We start from the raw sequence: 15,236 nt of genomic DNA on the forward strand, positions 1-15,236 counted from the left end.
TGGCTGCGACAGCTGGAGGAGCAGTCCAAGCGGCGCCAGCAGGCGTTCATGGACGGCATCGCGGCCAAGCTCGGCCGGCCGCGGCAACTGGAGCGGCCGGTGCAGCCGCGGCGCGGCGCGCCGGCGTTCTGGCGCGAGTTCCAGTGGAGCCCGGAAGAACGGGCGGCCAAGCTGCGCGAGCATTTCGAGGCGGCGGGAGGCAAGCTCGCGGAGCTGCCGGACCTGGAGGCGGCGGGCCGCTTCATCGCCGAGCAGGCGCGGGAGATGAAGGCGCGGCGCATCCTGCGGCAGGATGAGGCGGAGCTCGCGCGGCTCGGCCTGGAGCCCGCGCTCGAGCCCGAAGGCTGCGAGGTGCGCGTCTGGAACGAGGACGGCGGAGGCCGCGAGAGCTGGCTGCCGCGGGCGGCGGAAGCCGACTTCGGCGTCGTGCTCGCCGACGGAGCGGCGGCGTACACCGGCTCGGTGTGCGTCCGCTCCGCTCCCCATAAGGGGCGCAGCGTCAGCCTGCTGCCGACGGCGCTGTTCGTCGTGCTGCCGCGCGAGCGGCTCGCCACCCGACTCGGCGAGCTGCTGCTGCCGCTCGACGAGGCGGGACGGGAGGCGATGCCGGCGGGCGTGCATTTCATCTCCGGACCGAGCCGCTCGGCCGACATCGAGAACGACCTGACGATCGGCGTGCACGGCCCCGGCATTGTCACGATCCTGCTCATCGGGTAGCATGGAGGGCAAAGGGGGACGGCAGCCGTGGAGGTAAAGCCGCTGAACAAGCAAAATCACTATGAAGCGATCGCCGGGCAGCTGCGCCGGCTGATCGACGACGGCAGCGTCAAGCCGGGCGACAAGCTGCCCTCGGCCCGCGAGCTGTCGGAGCGCTTCGGCGTCGGGCGGTCGACGATGCGGGAGGCGCTGAGCGCGCTCAAGGCGATGGGCTATATCGACATCCGCCAGGGAGGCGGCAGCGTCGTGCGTCCGCCGGAGGAGCGGGCGGGCGGCCTACCGCCGCTGCTCGCGGCCGCCGGCGCGACGCGCGAGGAGCTGCTGGAGCTGCTGGAGGCGAGGCGCTCGCTGGAGCTGGCGAACGTCGCGCTCGCGGCCCGCAAGCGCAGCGCGGACGACGTCGCCCGGCTGCGCGAGCTGGCCGAGGGCATGAGCGGCACGCTCGGCGACGACCTCGAGGGCGAGCGCTACGACATGGAGTTCCATCTGGCGCTGGCCCATGCGACCGGCAACCGCATGATGGCGCGGCTGTACGAGTCGCTGATGGCGCCGATCGAGCGGGCGATCCGCGCCGTGCGCCGGACGGAGCTGTATGCGAGCCGCGAGGTCGCAGGAAGGCTCGCCGACGCGCATGTGCGCATCCTGCTGGCGGTGGAGGCGGGCGACGAAGCGCTCGCCGCCGCCGAGATGCAGGCCCATCTGGAGCATGTGGAGCGGATCGTGATGAAGCATCTTTGATTTCGGGTAAGGAAAGGCAACCACTATCCGACAGGAGCTGAGCGCATGGAAGGCAAAAAGACGATCCGCTGGGGCATCATGGGGCCGGGCGGCATATCGGAAGGCTTCGCCAAGGACCTGGCGCACGCGCAAGGAGCGGAGCTCGCGGCCGTAGCCGGACGCGATCCGGACAAGACGGCGGCGTTCGCCGGCAAGTTCGGCATCGCAAAGACGCACGGCAGCATCGAGGAGCTGGCCGCCGATCCCGAGGTCGACATCGTCTACATCGGCACGGTCCATCCCGTGCACAAGGAGCATGCGCTCGCCGCTCTGGCGGCGGGCAAGCCGGTGCTGTGCGAGAAGCCGCTGGCGATGAACGCGGCCGAGGCGCGGGAGATCGCCGGCCTGGCCGAGTCCAAGGGCGTGTTCGTGATGGAGGCGATGTGGACGCGCTTCCTGCCGGCGATCCGCCAGGCGCGGCGTTGGCTGGACGAGGGAGCGATCGGCGAGGTGCGGCTGCTCAAGGCCGAGTTCGGCTTCGACGCCGGATGGAATCCGGACGGGCGGCTGCTGAACAAGGACCTCGGCGGCGGCACGCTGCTCGATGCCGGCATCTATCCCGTGTCGTTCGCCTCGTTCGTCTTCGGCGAGCAGCCGGAGCGGATCGAGAGCGTCGCGCGCATCGGCGAGACGGGCGTCGACGAGCAGTTCTCGCTGCTGCTCGGTTACGGCGACGGCCGCGCGGCCTCGCTGCACGGCTCGATCCGGCTGGAGATGGAGAACGACGCCTGGATCTACGGCACCAAGGGCCGCATCCGCATCCCCGGCTTCCTCTGGAGCCGCGGGGCGGAGCTGCGCGTGAAGGGCGAGGAGCCGGTCGTGTTCGAGGACGGCCGCGTCTGCAACGGCTATGCGTTCGAGGCGGAGGAGGCGATGGACGCCCTGCGCGAGGGCCGGACGTCCAGTGAAATCATGCCGATCGCCGAGAGCGTCCGAATCCTGGAGACGATGGATCGGATCCGCGCCCAGTGGGGACTGACCTACTAACGGCAGAGGAGCGGGTTTCGGACGCCGAGAGCAGCTTTTGCCATTCATTCCAAAATATCGGCATGCCAAAACCAAACAGCCTGCGGACCGATCGGTCCGCAGGCTGTTTTTTGACATGTGCTCCGGCTAAATGCCCTGCATGCGGCGCTCATGGCTGACCGCGTACGCCTCGCGGCGGAAGCTCAGGATCGGATCGGGGGTAATCTCGATCCCTTGCCCGGTCGCGGTCGGGTCCATGAGCAGCCCTGCCGGCTCGTCCGTCAGCTCCGTAATCGACAGATGGCCGATATCGAGCGTCGGCCGATCGGCCGGCCAGCGCGCGCTGGAGTCGTCCACCGGATCCCACGGCTCGCCAAGCGCGATCCGCAGCGTGAAGCCGGCCGGCAGCTTCTCCAGCCGCTCGCGCAGCTCGTCCTCCAGGTAGTCCTTGCTTGCTACCGCCGTCTTCAGCAGAGGCAGATAGGCCACCTCGGCATCCGGGATCCACTCGTACTTGACCGGCTGCTTGCGCCCCTCGCCGTCGACGAGGTAGAACGCATGGATCGAATGGTACGGCACGGAGGCGAAGCTCGCGGGCGGCTTCAGCTCGGAGAGGATCGTCAGCGCCTCGCCGGCATGGGGAAAGCTGCCGAGCAGCGACTTCAGCCGCTCCTTGACGGACAAGCCGTCGCGGGCCAGATCGCGAGCGGCGAGCATCATCTCGAGGAACGACTCCGGCGTACGGGCGACGAACACGGACGCGGTCACCGCCACGATGACCGGCTTTACGCCGGCGGAGTCGGGGCGCTGGAACTGCACGGCCATTCCTTTGGCGGGAGAGAGCAGGTCCCTCGTCGCCGGGTCGGAGGCGCTATTGGAAAAGCGCACTACGACGTCGCTCGGCTCCCGCTGCAGATGCGCGGCGCCGGTCAGGCGGGCGGCCTCGCCGCTTGGCGTGAACACGCCGCGGGCGCAGATGCCGCGGGCATGCGCGCGGCGCTGGCCGGGGTGGCTGCCGGCCAGCTCCTCGATGGCGTCGATCGAGCGGGCCGGCAGCTCGGCGGGAGAGGGCATCGGTTCTTTCGGTGCGGTCATGGCGATTCTCCTTTGCGGACGGGATGGTCGGATCTTCTCCTTCTACCCGCTTCGCCGCATAGTCCAATCGCCTCGCCGGTTTCTACAGGCCGACGGCGCGGAACGCGTTCGTCAACCCGTAGCGGAGCTAAAGGCCGACGGCGCGGAACGCGTTCGTCAATCCGTAGCGGAGCTACAGGCCGACGGCGCGGAACGCATTAGTCACAGACGTCACATACGGAGAGCTCGTGCCGTACAGGTCCTTCGCCGCCTGGATGGAGGCGTTTTTGGCGGAAGCGAACGTCGACGTGGACGTCAGGTAGTAGGCGACCGTGTTGTAGAAGATGTTCACGGCGGCGTCGCGGCCGATGCCGGCGACGGTCACGCCGTTATGGGTGCCGCCTTGGGCGAGCAGGTAGAACGCTTTGTTCGTGATGCCGCTGTTCGTATGGACGCCGCCGTTGTCGGCCGTGCCGGTGTAGCGGTTGGCGTAATGGTCCGGCTGGCCGTACAGCGTCGGGTTGGACATCGAGCGCAGCGCGTCGCCGGCGACTCCAGGCGTGTAGATGTCGTCGCCGATCAGCCAGTTTTTCGCCTGGATGGAATTGCCGAGCACGTCCGCATAGGATTCGTTGAGGGCGCCGGATTCATTCAGGTAGCGCAGGTTCGACGTGTATTCGATGACGCCGTGGGACAGCTCGTGGCCGATGACGTCCAGGTCCCCGGACAGATAGGTGAACGTCGTTCCGTCGCCGTCGCCGAATACGATCTGCGAGCCGTTCCAGAAAGCGTTGTTGTACCTCGAGCTGTAGTGGACCGTAGAGCGGATCGCGAAGCCGTTGCCGTCGAGGCTGTTGCGGCCGAACTTGTTCTTGAAGAAGTCGTACACCTGGCCGGCGTACGCATGCGCGTCGACCGCCGCGCGGTCCGACCAGACGTTGTCGCTGTCGGTCAGCAGCGTGCCCGGCAAGGAGGTGCGGTTCGAAGCCGTATACGTCGAGATGCCGTTGCCGCGCGTCGTGTCCTTGAGCTGATACGTGCTTCCGGACAGCGTCGTCTGGAACGTCTTCGTATCGCCAGCGACGCCGGTGCCGGTGCCGGTCGCATGCTGCAGCAGGTCGTATTGCAGCACGATATGGCCGTCGACGGCATCGATCAGATAGCGGGTGCGGAGCGCTTCAGGCTCCAGCACGTTCACTTCCGTCTCGTACACCAGATTGTTCGCTCCGTTTTCGGCGTAGACGAACAGCTGAGCGGAAGGCGCCTTTTCCGAGGCTCCGAGGCTGCCGATCCGCGAGGCGGCTTCCGCGGTCGCGACGGCGATGGCGTCGGTCGGGCTGAGCTGCGGCTGGAGCGCCTTAGCGGCGAACTGCTCCTGCTTTTTGGAAGGAATGACGGCGCCGAGGAAGGAGGTCACTTTTCCGGTTTTGTTGTCGACATGGATCGTCTGATCGGCGCCGTAGACCGGGACGCCGTTCACGACCTGCTGGAGGCGGAAATGCTCGATGCCGGACCCCGCGTCCAGCTGCTTGTCCTTGATTTGGAAGGCGGTCTTGAGATCGGACGTCGTCAGGCCGAGCTTCGTCTGCTGGCTGCGCAGGAAAGCCCACACCTTATCCTCGGATGTGCCGCCAGCGGCAGCCGCATTCGTATCGCCGCCGATGAATTGAGGCGCGAGCGAATCCTCGGGAATGACGCTCATTGAAGGGGCCGCGTTAACCAAAGAAACGGAAGAAAGCAGCAAAATGCTTCCCAGCAGGGCCGAAACGGATCTTTTCATGAAATCAATTCACTCCAATTCGTTTTTTTAGTAAGTGCAGATTAAACAAAGCTAAACCGCATGAAAAGAGATTATTTATGCACCTCCATTAAATTATTCGGCAATAACCGATCTGATATTTCCAGATTACAGCCGTGTGAATAAATCTATCACGGGAGAAATCGTTCGTAAATACAGAAAATTCTAAAAAGTAACAATTGATTCTTTAGAAGTGAAAGCTCAAGGAAAGCTCACGGCATCTCATCATTAAGTCCCGGGGAGGATGTGCCGGAATAGGACTTCAGGTAGAATTAGGAAGGAATTGCTTTTTTCGGTTGAAGCGCTAAATCTGCTTCTTTGGATGCTTGCCAAGCGTTTTTATGGAGTCGAATGCTGTCGAATGGAAGCGGGATAGGTAGAGCTGAGAAAGGGTGAAGTTCAATGGGAGCAGAGGAAATTCGATCGAAGGAAGATGTCTTGGCGATGCTGGACGCTCTGCTGCAGGAGCGCTCGTCGTTCAGCTGGGACCGTTTCTACTCGGATCGGGAGCGGAAGGTGCCGTTTTTCATCGACCTGCCCGATGAAAGTCTCGTGCAAGCGGTGGAGAGCGGATGGATCAAGCCTGGAAAGGTGCTGGAGCTCGGATGCGGGCCCGGGCGCAATGCGCTGTATCTGGCGGAGAATGGCTTCGACGTGCATGCGGTCGATTTATCCGAGGAAGCGATCGCCTGGGCCAAGCAGCGTGCATTGGAGCGAGGCGTTCAGGTTCGCTTCGAGCGGCTGAATCTGCTCGAGCTGAGCGAGCAAGGGCGAGATTGCGATCTTGTTTACGACAGCGGGTGCTTCCATCATATCGCCCCACATCGGCGGATGGATTATTGCCGCATCGTCGATGAAGCGCTGCGCCCTGGAGGCTGCTTCGCGCTGACCTGCTTCAAGGAAAACGGAGCTCTCGGGGGATCGGCGAGGAGCGACTGGGAAGTTTATCGTCAGATGAGCCTTGGCGGAGGAATCGGCTTCACCGCATCGAAGCTAGGCCGTCATTTCCCGGACTATGAGCGAATTGAATGCCGGGAAATGAAGGACTGCGGACCCGAAAGCGGCTGCTTCGGCTCCTCCGAGCTGCTGGCGGCCTGGTTCCGCAAGCCACAAGGATCTGGCTGACCCCGTTCGCTGCGCTCGCGAGCTCCGATCGTCGCGGTCCCTTCATGATTTCAATCCTCCTCCGAATACAAAAAAAGCGCCGGAAGCGGATGCTTCCGGCGCGGAAAGGGAAAAATCTTACTTCTGCTCGCTCAGCATCTGGCGCAGAACGGTCTGCAGGATGCCGCCGTTGCGGTAGTAGTCGACCTCCACGAGGGAGTCCAGACGTACCGTAACCTGGAACTGGAAGCTGCTGCCGTCTTCGCGGGTCGCGGTGACGGTCACTTGGTCGCCAGGCTTCACGTCGTTCGTGAGGCCTTCGATGTCGAAGGTCTCGCGGCCGGTGATGCCGAGCGTCTTCCAGCCTTGGCCTTCTTGGAAGCAGAGCGGCAGGACGCCCATGCCGACGAGGTTCGCGCGGTGGATCCGCTCGAAGCTCTCGGTGATGACGGCCTTCACGCCGAGCAGGAACGTGCCCTTGGCGGCCCAGTCGCGGGAGCTGCCGGTGCCGTATTCCTTGCCGCCGATGACGATCAGGTTCGTCTTGTCGGCCTGGTACTTCATCGAGGCTTCGTAGACGGACGTCACTTCGTCGGTCGGCAGGTAGGTCGTGAAGCTGCCCTCGGTGCCCGGAGCGACCTGGTTGCGGATGCGGATGTTCGCGAACGTACCGCGCACCATGACCTCATGATGGCCGCGACGGGAGCCGTAGGAGTTGAAGTCCTTCTTCTCGACGCCGTGCTCCAGGAGGTACTTGCCGCCCGGATAGTCGGCGCGGATGCTGCCGGCCGGGGAGATGTGGTCCGTCGTGACGGAATCGCCCATCAGGAGCAGCGTCTTGGCATGCTTGATGTCCGCGACGTCGCGGATGCCGTCCGCCAGGTTCTCGAAGAACGGCGGGTTGGCGATGTAGGTGGAATTCTCATCCCACTCGTACAGCTCGCCTTCCGGCACCGGAATCTGGTTCCAGCGCTCGTTATGCGTGTAGACGTTGTCGTACTTGTCGCGGAACATCTGCGGCGTGATCGCCGAGCTGGCGGCATTGGCGATCTCCTCGGAGGAAGGCCAGATGTCGCGCAGGTAGACCGGCTCGCCTTGCTGATCGTGGCCGATCGGCTCGTTCGCGAAGTCGATGTTGACCGTGCCGGCCAGAGCATAGGCGACGACGAGCGGCGGGGACGCCAGGTAGTTCGCCTTGATCTGGGCATGGATGCGGCCCTCGAAGTTCCGGTTGCCGGACAGGACGGCCGCGACGGTCATGTCGTTGTCGGCGATCGCCTGGCTGACATCCTCCGGCAGCGGACCGGAGTTGCCGATGCACGTCGCGCAGCCGTAGCCGGCCACATGGAATCCGAGCTGCTCGAGGTACGGCAGCAGTCCAGCCTTCACGAGGTAGTCGGTGACGACGAGCGAGCCTGGCGTCAGCGAGCTTTTTACGTACTCCGGCTTCACGAGGCCTTTCTCGACGGCCTTTTTGGCGACGAGGCCGGCGCCGAGCATGACGCTCGGGTTGGACGTGTTCGTGCAGCTCGTGATGGCGGCGAGCACGACGGCGCCCGTTCCCATCTTGCTCACTTTGCCGTTCGCATGCTTGATCTCGACGACTTCCTCGATCTTGGCGTCGGACAGGCCGTAGCCGCCCTTGTCGACCGGCGTGCGCACGGTGCTGTTCCAAGCTTCCTTCATGGCGGTCAGCTCGATGCGGTCCTGCGGACGCTTCGGACCGGCCAGGGAAGGCACGATCGTGGACAGGTCAAGCTCGATGACGTCGGTGAACGTCGGGTCCGGCGTATCGTCGGTGCGGAACATGCCTTGCGCCTTGTAGTACGCTTCGACGAGCTCGATCTGCTCCTCGGTGCGGCCCGTCTGGCGGAGGAAGTTCAGCGTGATCGCATCGACCGGGAAGAAGCCGACCGTCGCGCCGTACTCCGGAGCCATGTTGGCGACCGTCGCGCGGTCCGGCAGGCTGATGTTGGACAGGCCGGGGCCGAAGAACTCGACGAACTTGCCGACGACGCCGCGCTTGCGGAGAATCTCGGTGACGGTCAGCGCCAGGTCGGTCGCGGTCGCGCCCTCGGCGAGCATGCCCGTCAGCTTGAAGCCGATGACTTCAGGCGCGACGAAGTAGAGCGGCTGGCCGAGCATGCCGGCTTCCGCCTCGATGCCGCCGACGCCCCAGCCGACGACGCCAAGGCCGTTGATCATCGTCGTGTGGGAGTCGGTGCCGACGAGGGAGTCCGGGAAGACGACGGTCTCGCCGTCGATGACCTTGGTCGCGGCTACAGAGGCGAGATACTCCAGGTTGACCTGGTGGACGATGCCCGTATCCGGCGGCACGGCCCGGAAGTTGTCGAACGCGGTCTGCGCCCAGCGGAAGAACTTGTAGCGCTCGGCGTTGCGCTCGAACTCGATGCGCTGGTTGATCTCAAGCGCGTCCGGCGAGCCGAACGCGTCGACCATGACGGAGTGGTCGATGACGAGGTCGACCGGCACGAGCGGATTGATCTTTTTCGGATCTCCGCCGTTTTTCTTGACGGTCTCGCGCATGGCGGCCAGGTCGACGACGACCGGCACGCCGGTCAGATCCTGCAGCACGATGCGGGCGGGGATGAACGGGATTTCCTTGTCCTCGCGCTTCTGAGCCCAGTTCATGAGCTGCGAGACGTGGTCGGCGGTAATGCCGCGTCCGTCGAACTGGCGGATGGCGCCCTCGAGCAGGACTTTAATGGAGACAGGCAGCTTGGAGATGAATCCGTGTCCCTTCTCTTCCAGGCCTTCCAGGCGGTAGTACGTGTACGACTTGCCGCCGACTTCCAGCGTGGAACGGACAGAATACTGGTTCTGCAATGGCATCAGGCTTATGCTCCCCTCAGGCGGATTTGCAATTGATGAAACGAAAGTGTGGCTGCGGGAGCGTCGGGTGGGCGACTCCAGGCAGGCGTGAAACGCGGCCGGCCGGACATGACGAAGCGCCGGGGGGCGGAACTTCCGGCAAACAGGCATCGGTCAGGCATGGTTTCACACAGTAAAACTTCATTTCAAAAACCGCTTTAACCTTATTATAAACGGAACGGTGCGGATTCGTAAAGGGATGAAAGCTGAATCCAGAAGGCTTTCCCACCCGTATAAGAGCGTCATGGCCCGCTTAGTATTTGCAGTCGCAGGGCCGGATGATTATGATGTGGGGAACAGCAATACTTGGCATAATTGGAGGGAAGCCTTTTGGACCAAATCCAGCAGGAGCGCCAGGAAGAAGCGCGCTTCAACCGATTCCGCACCTTTTTCATCAACAACAAGTTCGTCCTGTTTCTGCTCGTCCTGCTTCTGGTCAGCGTCAACGTCTACGTCCTGGCGCATATCACGTTCATCTTCGCTCCGCTGATCGTCCTGGTGAAGACGGTGCTGCTGCCGCTCCTGCTGGCCGGAGTCGCCTATTATCTGCTCAATCCGCTCGTCGACTGGATGGAAAAGAGAGGCATGAAGCGAGGCTGGATCATCGCGGCGCTCTACGTCATCATCCTCGGCCTGCTGACGCTGCTCGTCACGATCGTCGTTCCCGTCGTCCGGGAGCAGATCCAGGGACTGATCGACAACGTGCCTGCCTATACGAAGTACGTGCAGGACACGTTCGCGCGCTATCTCGGCAACGATACCGTGACGGAGCTTCAACGGGAGTTCAACTTCGATCCGCAGCAGCTCGCCCGGGAGGTGTCCCAGCGCGCCGGCTCGATCGTGCAGACGACGCTGACCAACATCGGCGGCTTCCTCGGCACCGTGACGGAGTTCGTGCTCGCGCTCGTGACGCTGCCGTTCATCCTGTTTTACATGCTGAGGGACGGCCGCAGGCTGCCGGAGTTCATCCTCAAGCTGCTGCCGACGGGGCTGCGTCCGGAAACGCGCCGCGTGCTGAGCGAGTCCAATGACCAGATCAGCTCGTACATCCGCGGCCAGATCATCGTCAGCATCTGCATCGGCTGCCTGCTGTACGTCGGCTATCTCGTCATCGGGCTCGAGTACTCGCTCATCCTCGCCATCGTCGCCGCGTGCACGGCGGTCGTGCCGTACATCGGGCCGGCGATCGCGATCACGCCTGCGCTCGTCGTAGCGGCGTTCACCTCGCCGATCATGCTGCTCAAGATGATCGCCGTCTGGACGATCGTGCAGCTGATCGAGGGCAAGTTCATCTCGCCGCAGGTGATGGGCAAGTCGCTCAAGATCCATCCGATCACGATCATCTTCGTCATCCTGACGTCAGGCAAGCTGTTCGGCTTCCTCGGCATCATCCTGGCCGTGCCCGGCTATGCCGTGCTCAAGGTGTTCGTCACGCATCTGTTCCGCTGGTTCATGGTCAACTCCAAACTGTACGGACCCGAGCCGGAGTACAAGATTCTAGGCGTCAAGCGCGATAGCGACCTGCTGCCGTGACGGCATGAAAAAAGACGCTCCGCCTGAAAAGGCGGAACGTCTTTTTCTCATTCGCGCGGCCAGCGGCGGCGAGGCCGCTATTGCGCGGTAGGGCTATGCAGGCGGCTCAAATGGCTGCGCAGCAGGTAGGCTTTCCAGCGCGAGATCGGCACCCGCTTCGCCTCAGGGCCCTTGCTGCCGAAGTAGATCGTGTTGTCGACGATGTCGCTGATGAGGGAGGTATTGACGTAGCAGTCAGAGCTGAGCGGGTAAAAGGAGCCGCTCCGAAGGCGGCCGATCTGGTCGGCAGACAGTTTCTTTTTTATGTTGTAGTTGCTGCCGTGGAAGCTGACGAGGCCCGAGCTGCCGAGCCTGTAGTACAGAATGTCCGTTTCGACATCAAAGTCCTCGTAAACGTTGCGGTCCTTTAATGGCACGTTTTCCATTCCGTTTCCCCCTTGCAAATGCTGATTTATTGATAACGCTTACATATCATAGCACAGCGCGGCTTTTTTGGGAAGCGGGAGAACGGCTCCTTTCGCGTCCGCCGTAGGATTTCGCGCCCGGCTCTGGTATAATGGACTAATCCTTAACGTTCTAAAGAAAGCCGGTGAAGAATGAGCAGAGAGCATCTAGCGATCGAGACGTTCAATGAGGCCGCCGATCACATTCTCGATCTGCTGTCACGGCTTCTTCAGCTGAATACGCTGTTTATCGCCGTCAACGACGGCAGCACGAACCATATTATCCGGGCGTTCAACCGCGGCGAGCGGCTCGTCGAGGCCGGCAGCCTGCTGCCGCTCCCCGAAGCCTACTGCAGCCTCGTTCCCAACCGCCGCGGCGGACTCGTCGTCATCCCGAGCACGCGCAGCCATGCGTCCGCCTCCGCCATGGCGGTCACGGACGCGCTCGGCGACCGTTCGTTCGTCGGCGTGCCGATCCGGCTCGCCGACGGCACGCTCTACGGAACCCTCTGCGCGATGGACGAACCGGGCTACCCGGTCAGCAGCTGGGAGCTTCGCACGCTGAATTCGATGTCCGTCTTTTTATCCTATACGATCGATCTCGAGCGCGAGCATGAGCGCGAGCGGCGTCGCGGCGAGCGGCAGAAGCTGCGCAGGCAGCAGGCGGAGCTGCGGCTCAAGCGGCTGAGGGAGCGGCATCGCACAGCCCAGGCCAAGCTGGCTCAGAGCTCCGATCTGCTGGCCATGCTCAGCCACGAGATCCGCAATTCGCTCAACGGCACGATCGGCATGACCGATCTCATGCAGCAGAGCGGCACGACCGAGGAGCAGGACGTCTACCTCCGCTTCATGGAGGACAGCAACCGCAATCTGCTGCAGCTGCTCGACAACATCCTCGACTACAGCAAGCTGAACGAAGGCGAGGTGAGCCTGGAGGCGTTTCCGATCGATCTGCTGTCGGTCGTCGAGGACAGCGTCTTCCTGTTCGCTTCCCAGGCGCTCGCGAAGCGGCTCGAGCTGCTGATCGACGCGGAGGAGGAGCTGCCTCTCCTGTACGGAGACGCGGGCAAGATCCGCCAGGTGCTCCTCAATCTGCTCAGCAACGCGGTCAAGTTCACGGAGACGGGCAGCATCACGGTCCAGATCCGGTCGCAGCGCCTTCCTCAGCAGCCGGGCCGGCTGCGCGTAAGCCTGTCCGTCTCGGACACGGGCAGCGGCATGACGGAGGAGGAGCTGGAGCAGCTGTTCCACAAGTACAGCCGTCCGCATGAGGGCAAGCGGAAGCAGGAGGTCGGCACCGGGCTCGGCCTGTACATCTCCCGGCAGCTTGCGGAGCGGATGGAGGGCAGCCTGCGCGCGTCGAGCGTACCGGGCCGAGGCAGCGTCTTCACGTTCGAGATGATGCTCCGCGCGGAGCCGACGCCGCTCGTCCAGCTGAACCATGCGCCTGTCGCAGGGAAGAGGGCGCTGCTGCTCGACGGCAGCGAGGAGCTGCGGAGAATCGTCGGCAAGCAGCTGGAGCAATGGGGCGTAGCCGTAACCGGCTGCGCCGAGCCGGAGGAAGCGATGCGGGCGCTGGCCGCGGAGGGACGCTTCGACGTGCTGCTGGCTGACGAGAGCTTCGCCTCGTCGCAGGCGATGACGAGCCTCGTGGAGCGGGCCTCGGATTGCGGCCTTCCGCTCGTGCTGATGGCGCCGCTCGGCGGAGCTAGGCCGGCGGCGTCGGGACTGGAGCCGCGCACGATGCTGGTCAAGCCGATCCGGCGCTTCTTTCTGATCCATGCGCTTACGACTGCCTTCGAAGAAGGCGCCGCTGCGCGCTCGACCTGATTTTTCCTCCAAAAAAGGCTTTCCCGCATCCGGCGTCTCCAGCCGGATTGGGGAAAGCCTTTTTGACGATCGGACGGGCGGCCTCGCCGCTTCAGCAGGCGTCCCAGAGCCGGCGCACGTTCGCCATGCCGACCCGGGAGCCGAAGCGGCAGTCCTCCAGCCCTTCGAACTCGACGGAGATGTAGCCGTCGAAGCCGGAGGCCTTGATGGCGCGGATCGCCTCGGGCATGTCGATGTCGCCCTGGCCGACGATCGCGCCGCGCAGGAAATTGCCGGAGGCGGTCGGGAACCAGCCCTCGCCCGGAGGACGATGGGAAGGACGAAAATAGAAATCCTTCACATGCACGACCGAGGCGATCGGCAGGTTTTTCCGGACGGCCGAGACGGAATCCTCGTCGGCGCACATGAAGTTGCCGACATCGAGCGTCGTGCGGAAGTTCGGCCGGTCCACCGCCGAGACGAGCGCCTGCACGCGGTCGCTCGCCTGGATGAAGTAGCCGTGGTTCTCGACGCTCGTCGTGATGCCGGCGGCCGCAGCGTAGTCGGCGATCTCGCGGCAGGCGTCCGCCAGGCGCGGCAGCGAGCGGTTGAAGTTCTGGATCGAGCGGTCGTCGTCGCTCGCCACGTCATGCCGCATGAAGCGCGCGCCGAGCGCATGGGCGATGTCGACCTCGCGCTTGACGCGGTCGATCTCGGCGCGCAGCGCCTCGTCGGCCAGCCCCTGGAAGTTCGCGCCGACCGCATAGTTGGATATGTCGAGCCCGCGCGCGGCCGCATGCCGGGCGATTTGCCGGACGAGCTCCGGGCTGCCGGCCAGATCGTAGCCGAGCGGCACGATCTCGACATGCTCGCCGCCGTTGTCGGCGATGAAGTCGATCGCGTCCAGCACGGTCATCTCGCCCTTTTGCAAGGCGGCGTACAGGCTGTAGGTGCTGAGGCCGAGCTTCATGGGAACGTCACCTCGGCTCCCTTGGCGGCGGACTCGTAGATCGCGTCCAGAATCTTCATGACCTCGACGCCGTCCTCGATCGGACTGATCGGAGCCCGGCCGGTCATGACGCTGTCGACGAAGTGGTCGATCTCGCTCTGGAACGCGAGGTTCATCTGCATGCCCTTGCTGTCGGTCTGCGGATAGGCGTTGAGGATCGTATCATGCTTCTCGGTCACCATCACGACCTCGGGATCGATCTCGAAGCCGCCTTTCGTGCCGAACAGCTTGACGATGCCCTCGTCCTTGGAGGCGTGCAGCGAGAAGCTGACGTCGACGAGCAGCGAGGCGCCGTTGTCGAAGCGGATGAGCGCGTTCGCCATGTCCTCGACGTCGTTCAGCTCGGCGTTGTAGTCCGCCGCCTTGTAGCGCGACAAATATTTGACGCTGTCGCGGTTGCCGAGCTTGCTGTAGGCATTGGCGCTGACGGATCGCACCTTGGGGCGGCCCATCATGTACCAGCACAGGTCGATGACATGCACGCCGATGTCGATGACGGGCCCGCCGCCGGAGCGGGAACGGTCGGAGAACCATCCGCCCGGGTTGCCCATGCGGCGGATGTAGGACGCCTTGGCGAAGTACAGCTCGCCGAACTCGCCGCCGTCGACGAACGAGCGGAGCATGAGCGCGTTCGGATCGTAGCGCCGCACGAAGCCGACCATCAGCGTCTTGCCCGACTTGCGGACGGCTTCCTGCACGGCATAGGCTTCCTCGAGCTTGCGGGAAAGCGGCTTTTCGACGAGCACATGCTTGCCGGCCTCAAGCGCCGCGATGCTGATCTCCGCATGCGTGTCGTTCCAGGTGCAGATGCTGACCGCGTCGATCTCGGGATCGGCGAGCAGCTCCTTGTAGTCGGAGAACGCTTTGGCTGCGCCGTACTTGTCCGCCGCCGCCTGGGCGCGCTCGCGATTCAGGTCGCATACGGCGACAAGCTCGCAGCTCGGATTGGCCGCGTACGATTTGAGGTGGAACTCGGATATCGATCCTGCCCCGATGACGCCGATTCGGATGCTCATGCTTGCCTCACTCCTCGTTTGCTTGGTAACCTTGATATACGGAAAGTATAGCGGCGCGCGCGGCGGTTCGGCATGGGCGATCATGCGGACTATTTGGA

Annotated in this window: 12 protein-coding genes; 6 read left to right on the forward strand and 6 right to left on the reverse strand. The window is 63.7% G+C overall.

The annotated features are described in order from the left end of the window. The first annotated feature begins 3 nt into the window (after window positions 1-3). Genes GE073_RS05700 through GE073_RS05710 form a run of 3 tightly spaced genes read left to right on the forward strand, consistent with a single transcriptional unit; the run spans window position 4 to window position 2,481 of the window. A complete protein-coding gene (locus GE073_RS05700; RefSeq protein WP_228551814.1) occupies window positions 4-717 on the forward strand; it encodes a LutC/YkgG family protein in 714 nt (237 codons plus the stop codon). Between the two features lie 27 nt (window positions 718-744). Then, complete coding sequence (locus GE073_RS05705; protein WP_153782995.1) at window positions 745-1,455, forward strand: FadR/GntR family transcriptional regulator; 711 nt, start codon at window positions 745-747, stop codon at window positions 1,453-1,455. Between the two features lie 45 nt (window positions 1,456-1,500). After that, window positions 1,501-2,481 (forward strand): Gfo/Idh/MocA family protein, encoded by a 981-nt coding sequence (locus GE073_RS05710; protein WP_153782996.1) that lies wholly within the window; start codon window positions 1,501-1,503, stop codon window positions 2,479-2,481. A 126-nt stretch (window positions 2,482-2,607) separates the two neighbouring features. Here GE073_RS05710 and GE073_RS05715 read toward each other — a convergent pair whose 3' ends face one another. Continuing rightward, window positions 2,608-3,555: a catalase gene (locus GE073_RS05715; RefSeq protein ID WP_153782997.1), complete on the reverse strand. Its 948-nt coding sequence runs from the start codon at window positions 3,553-3,555 to the stop codon at window positions 2,608-2,610. A 172-nt stretch (window positions 3,556-3,727) separates the two neighbouring features. Continuing rightward, window positions 3,728-5,236, reverse strand: coding sequence for a M4 family metallopeptidase (locus GE073_RS05720; protein WP_416362085.1), 1,509 nt, complete (start codon window positions 5,234-5,236; stop codon window positions 3,728-3,730). A gap of 540 nt (window positions 5,237-5,776) precedes the next feature. Between GE073_RS05720 and GE073_RS05725 the strand changes: the two genes are divergently transcribed. Beyond that, window positions 5,777-6,457 (forward strand): SAM-dependent methyltransferase, encoded by a 681-nt coding sequence (locus GE073_RS05725; protein WP_228551304.1) that lies wholly within the window; start codon window positions 5,777-5,779, stop codon window positions 6,455-6,457. Between the two features lie 117 nt (window positions 6,458-6,574). On the opposite strand, the gene acnA is transcribed toward GE073_RS05725, so the two are convergent. Continuing rightward, window positions 6,575-9,289 (reverse strand): aconitate hydratase AcnA, encoded by a 2,715-nt coding sequence (gene acnA / locus GE073_RS05730; protein WP_153782999.1) that lies wholly within the window; start codon window positions 9,287-9,289, stop codon window positions 6,575-6,577. Between the two features lie 369 nt (window positions 9,290-9,658). Here acnA and GE073_RS05735 point away from each other — a divergent pair, with 369 nt between their 5' ends. After that, complete coding sequence (locus tag GE073_RS05735; protein ID WP_323744190.1) at window positions 9,659-10,861, forward strand: AI-2E family transporter; 1,203 nt, start codon at window positions 9,659-9,661, stop codon at window positions 10,859-10,861. Between the two features lie 77 nt (window positions 10,862-10,938). Here GE073_RS05735 and GE073_RS05740 read toward each other — a convergent pair whose 3' ends face one another. Next, window positions 10,939-11,286, reverse strand: a complete 348-nt coding sequence (locus GE073_RS05740; RefSeq protein ID WP_028597861.1) for a hypothetical protein — start codon at window positions 11,284-11,286, stop codon at window positions 10,939-10,941. Between the two features lie 171 nt (window positions 11,287-11,457). On the opposite strand from GE073_RS05740, the gene GE073_RS05745 reads away from it, so the two are divergent. Then, on the forward strand, window positions 11,458-13,134 hold the full coding sequence (locus GE073_RS05745) for an ATP-binding protein (RefSeq protein WP_153783000.1): 1,677 nt from the start codon (window positions 11,458-11,460) through the stop codon (window positions 13,132-13,134). A gap of 91 nt (window positions 13,135-13,225) precedes the next feature. Here GE073_RS05745 and GE073_RS05750 read toward each other — a convergent pair whose 3' ends face one another. Then, window positions 13,226-14,083: a sugar phosphate isomerase/epimerase family protein gene (locus tag GE073_RS05750; protein WP_153783001.1), complete on the reverse strand. Its 858-nt coding sequence runs from the start codon at window positions 14,081-14,083 to the stop codon at window positions 13,226-13,228. Continuing rightward, the gene (locus GE073_RS05755; RefSeq protein ID WP_028597863.1) at window positions 14,080-15,138 is read right to left on the reverse strand and encodes a Gfo/Idh/MocA family protein; all 1,059 of its coding nucleotides are present in this window, start codon (window positions 15,136-15,138) and stop codon (window positions 14,080-14,082) included. The genes GE073_RS05750 and GE073_RS05755 overlap by 4 nt, the downstream gene beginning before the upstream one ends. Between the last annotated feature and the right edge of the window lie 98 nt (window positions 15,139-15,236).

Origin of the sequence: Paenibacillus sp. B01 (assembly GCF_009649995.1) — a bacterium.
GTDB classification, from domain to species: domain Bacteria; phylum Bacillota; class Bacilli; order Paenibacillales; family Paenibacillaceae; genus Paenibacillus_O; species Paenibacillus_O pasadenensis.

Coding starts and splice junctions, on each gene's coding strand:
- GE073_RS05755 (WP_028597863.1), bottom strand. CDS start 15,138: ATGAGCATCCGAATCGGCGTCATCGGGGCAGGATCGATATCCGAGTTC.
- GE073_RS05720 (WP_416362085.1), bottom strand. CDS start 5,236: ATGAGCGTCATTCCCGAGGATTCGCTCGCGCCTCAATTCATCGGCGGC.
- GE073_RS05725 (WP_228551304.1), top strand. CDS start 5,777: ATGCTGGACGCTCTGCTGCAGGAGCGCTCGTCGTTCAGCTGGGACCGT.
- GE073_RS05710 (WP_153782996.1), top strand. CDS start 1,501: ATGGAAGGCAAAAAGACGATCCGCTGGGGCATCATGGGGCCGGGCGGC.
- acnA (WP_153782999.1), bottom strand. CDS start 9,289: ATGCCATTGCAGAACCAGTATTCTGTCCGTTCCACGCTGGAAGTCGGC.
- GE073_RS05750 (WP_153783001.1), bottom strand. CDS start 14,083: ATGAAGCTCGGCCTCAGCACCTACAGCCTGTACGCCGCCTTGCAAAAG.
- GE073_RS05740 (WP_028597861.1), bottom strand. CDS start 11,286: ATGGAAAACGTGCCATTAAAGGACCGCAACGTTTACGAGGACTTTGAT.
- GE073_RS05745 (WP_153783000.1), top strand. CDS start 11,458: ATGAGCAGAGAGCATCTAGCGATCGAGACGTTCAATGAGGCCGCCGAT.
- GE073_RS05715 (WP_153782997.1), bottom strand. CDS start 3,555: ATGACCGCACCGAAAGAACCGATGCCCTCTCCCGCCGAGCTGCCGGCC.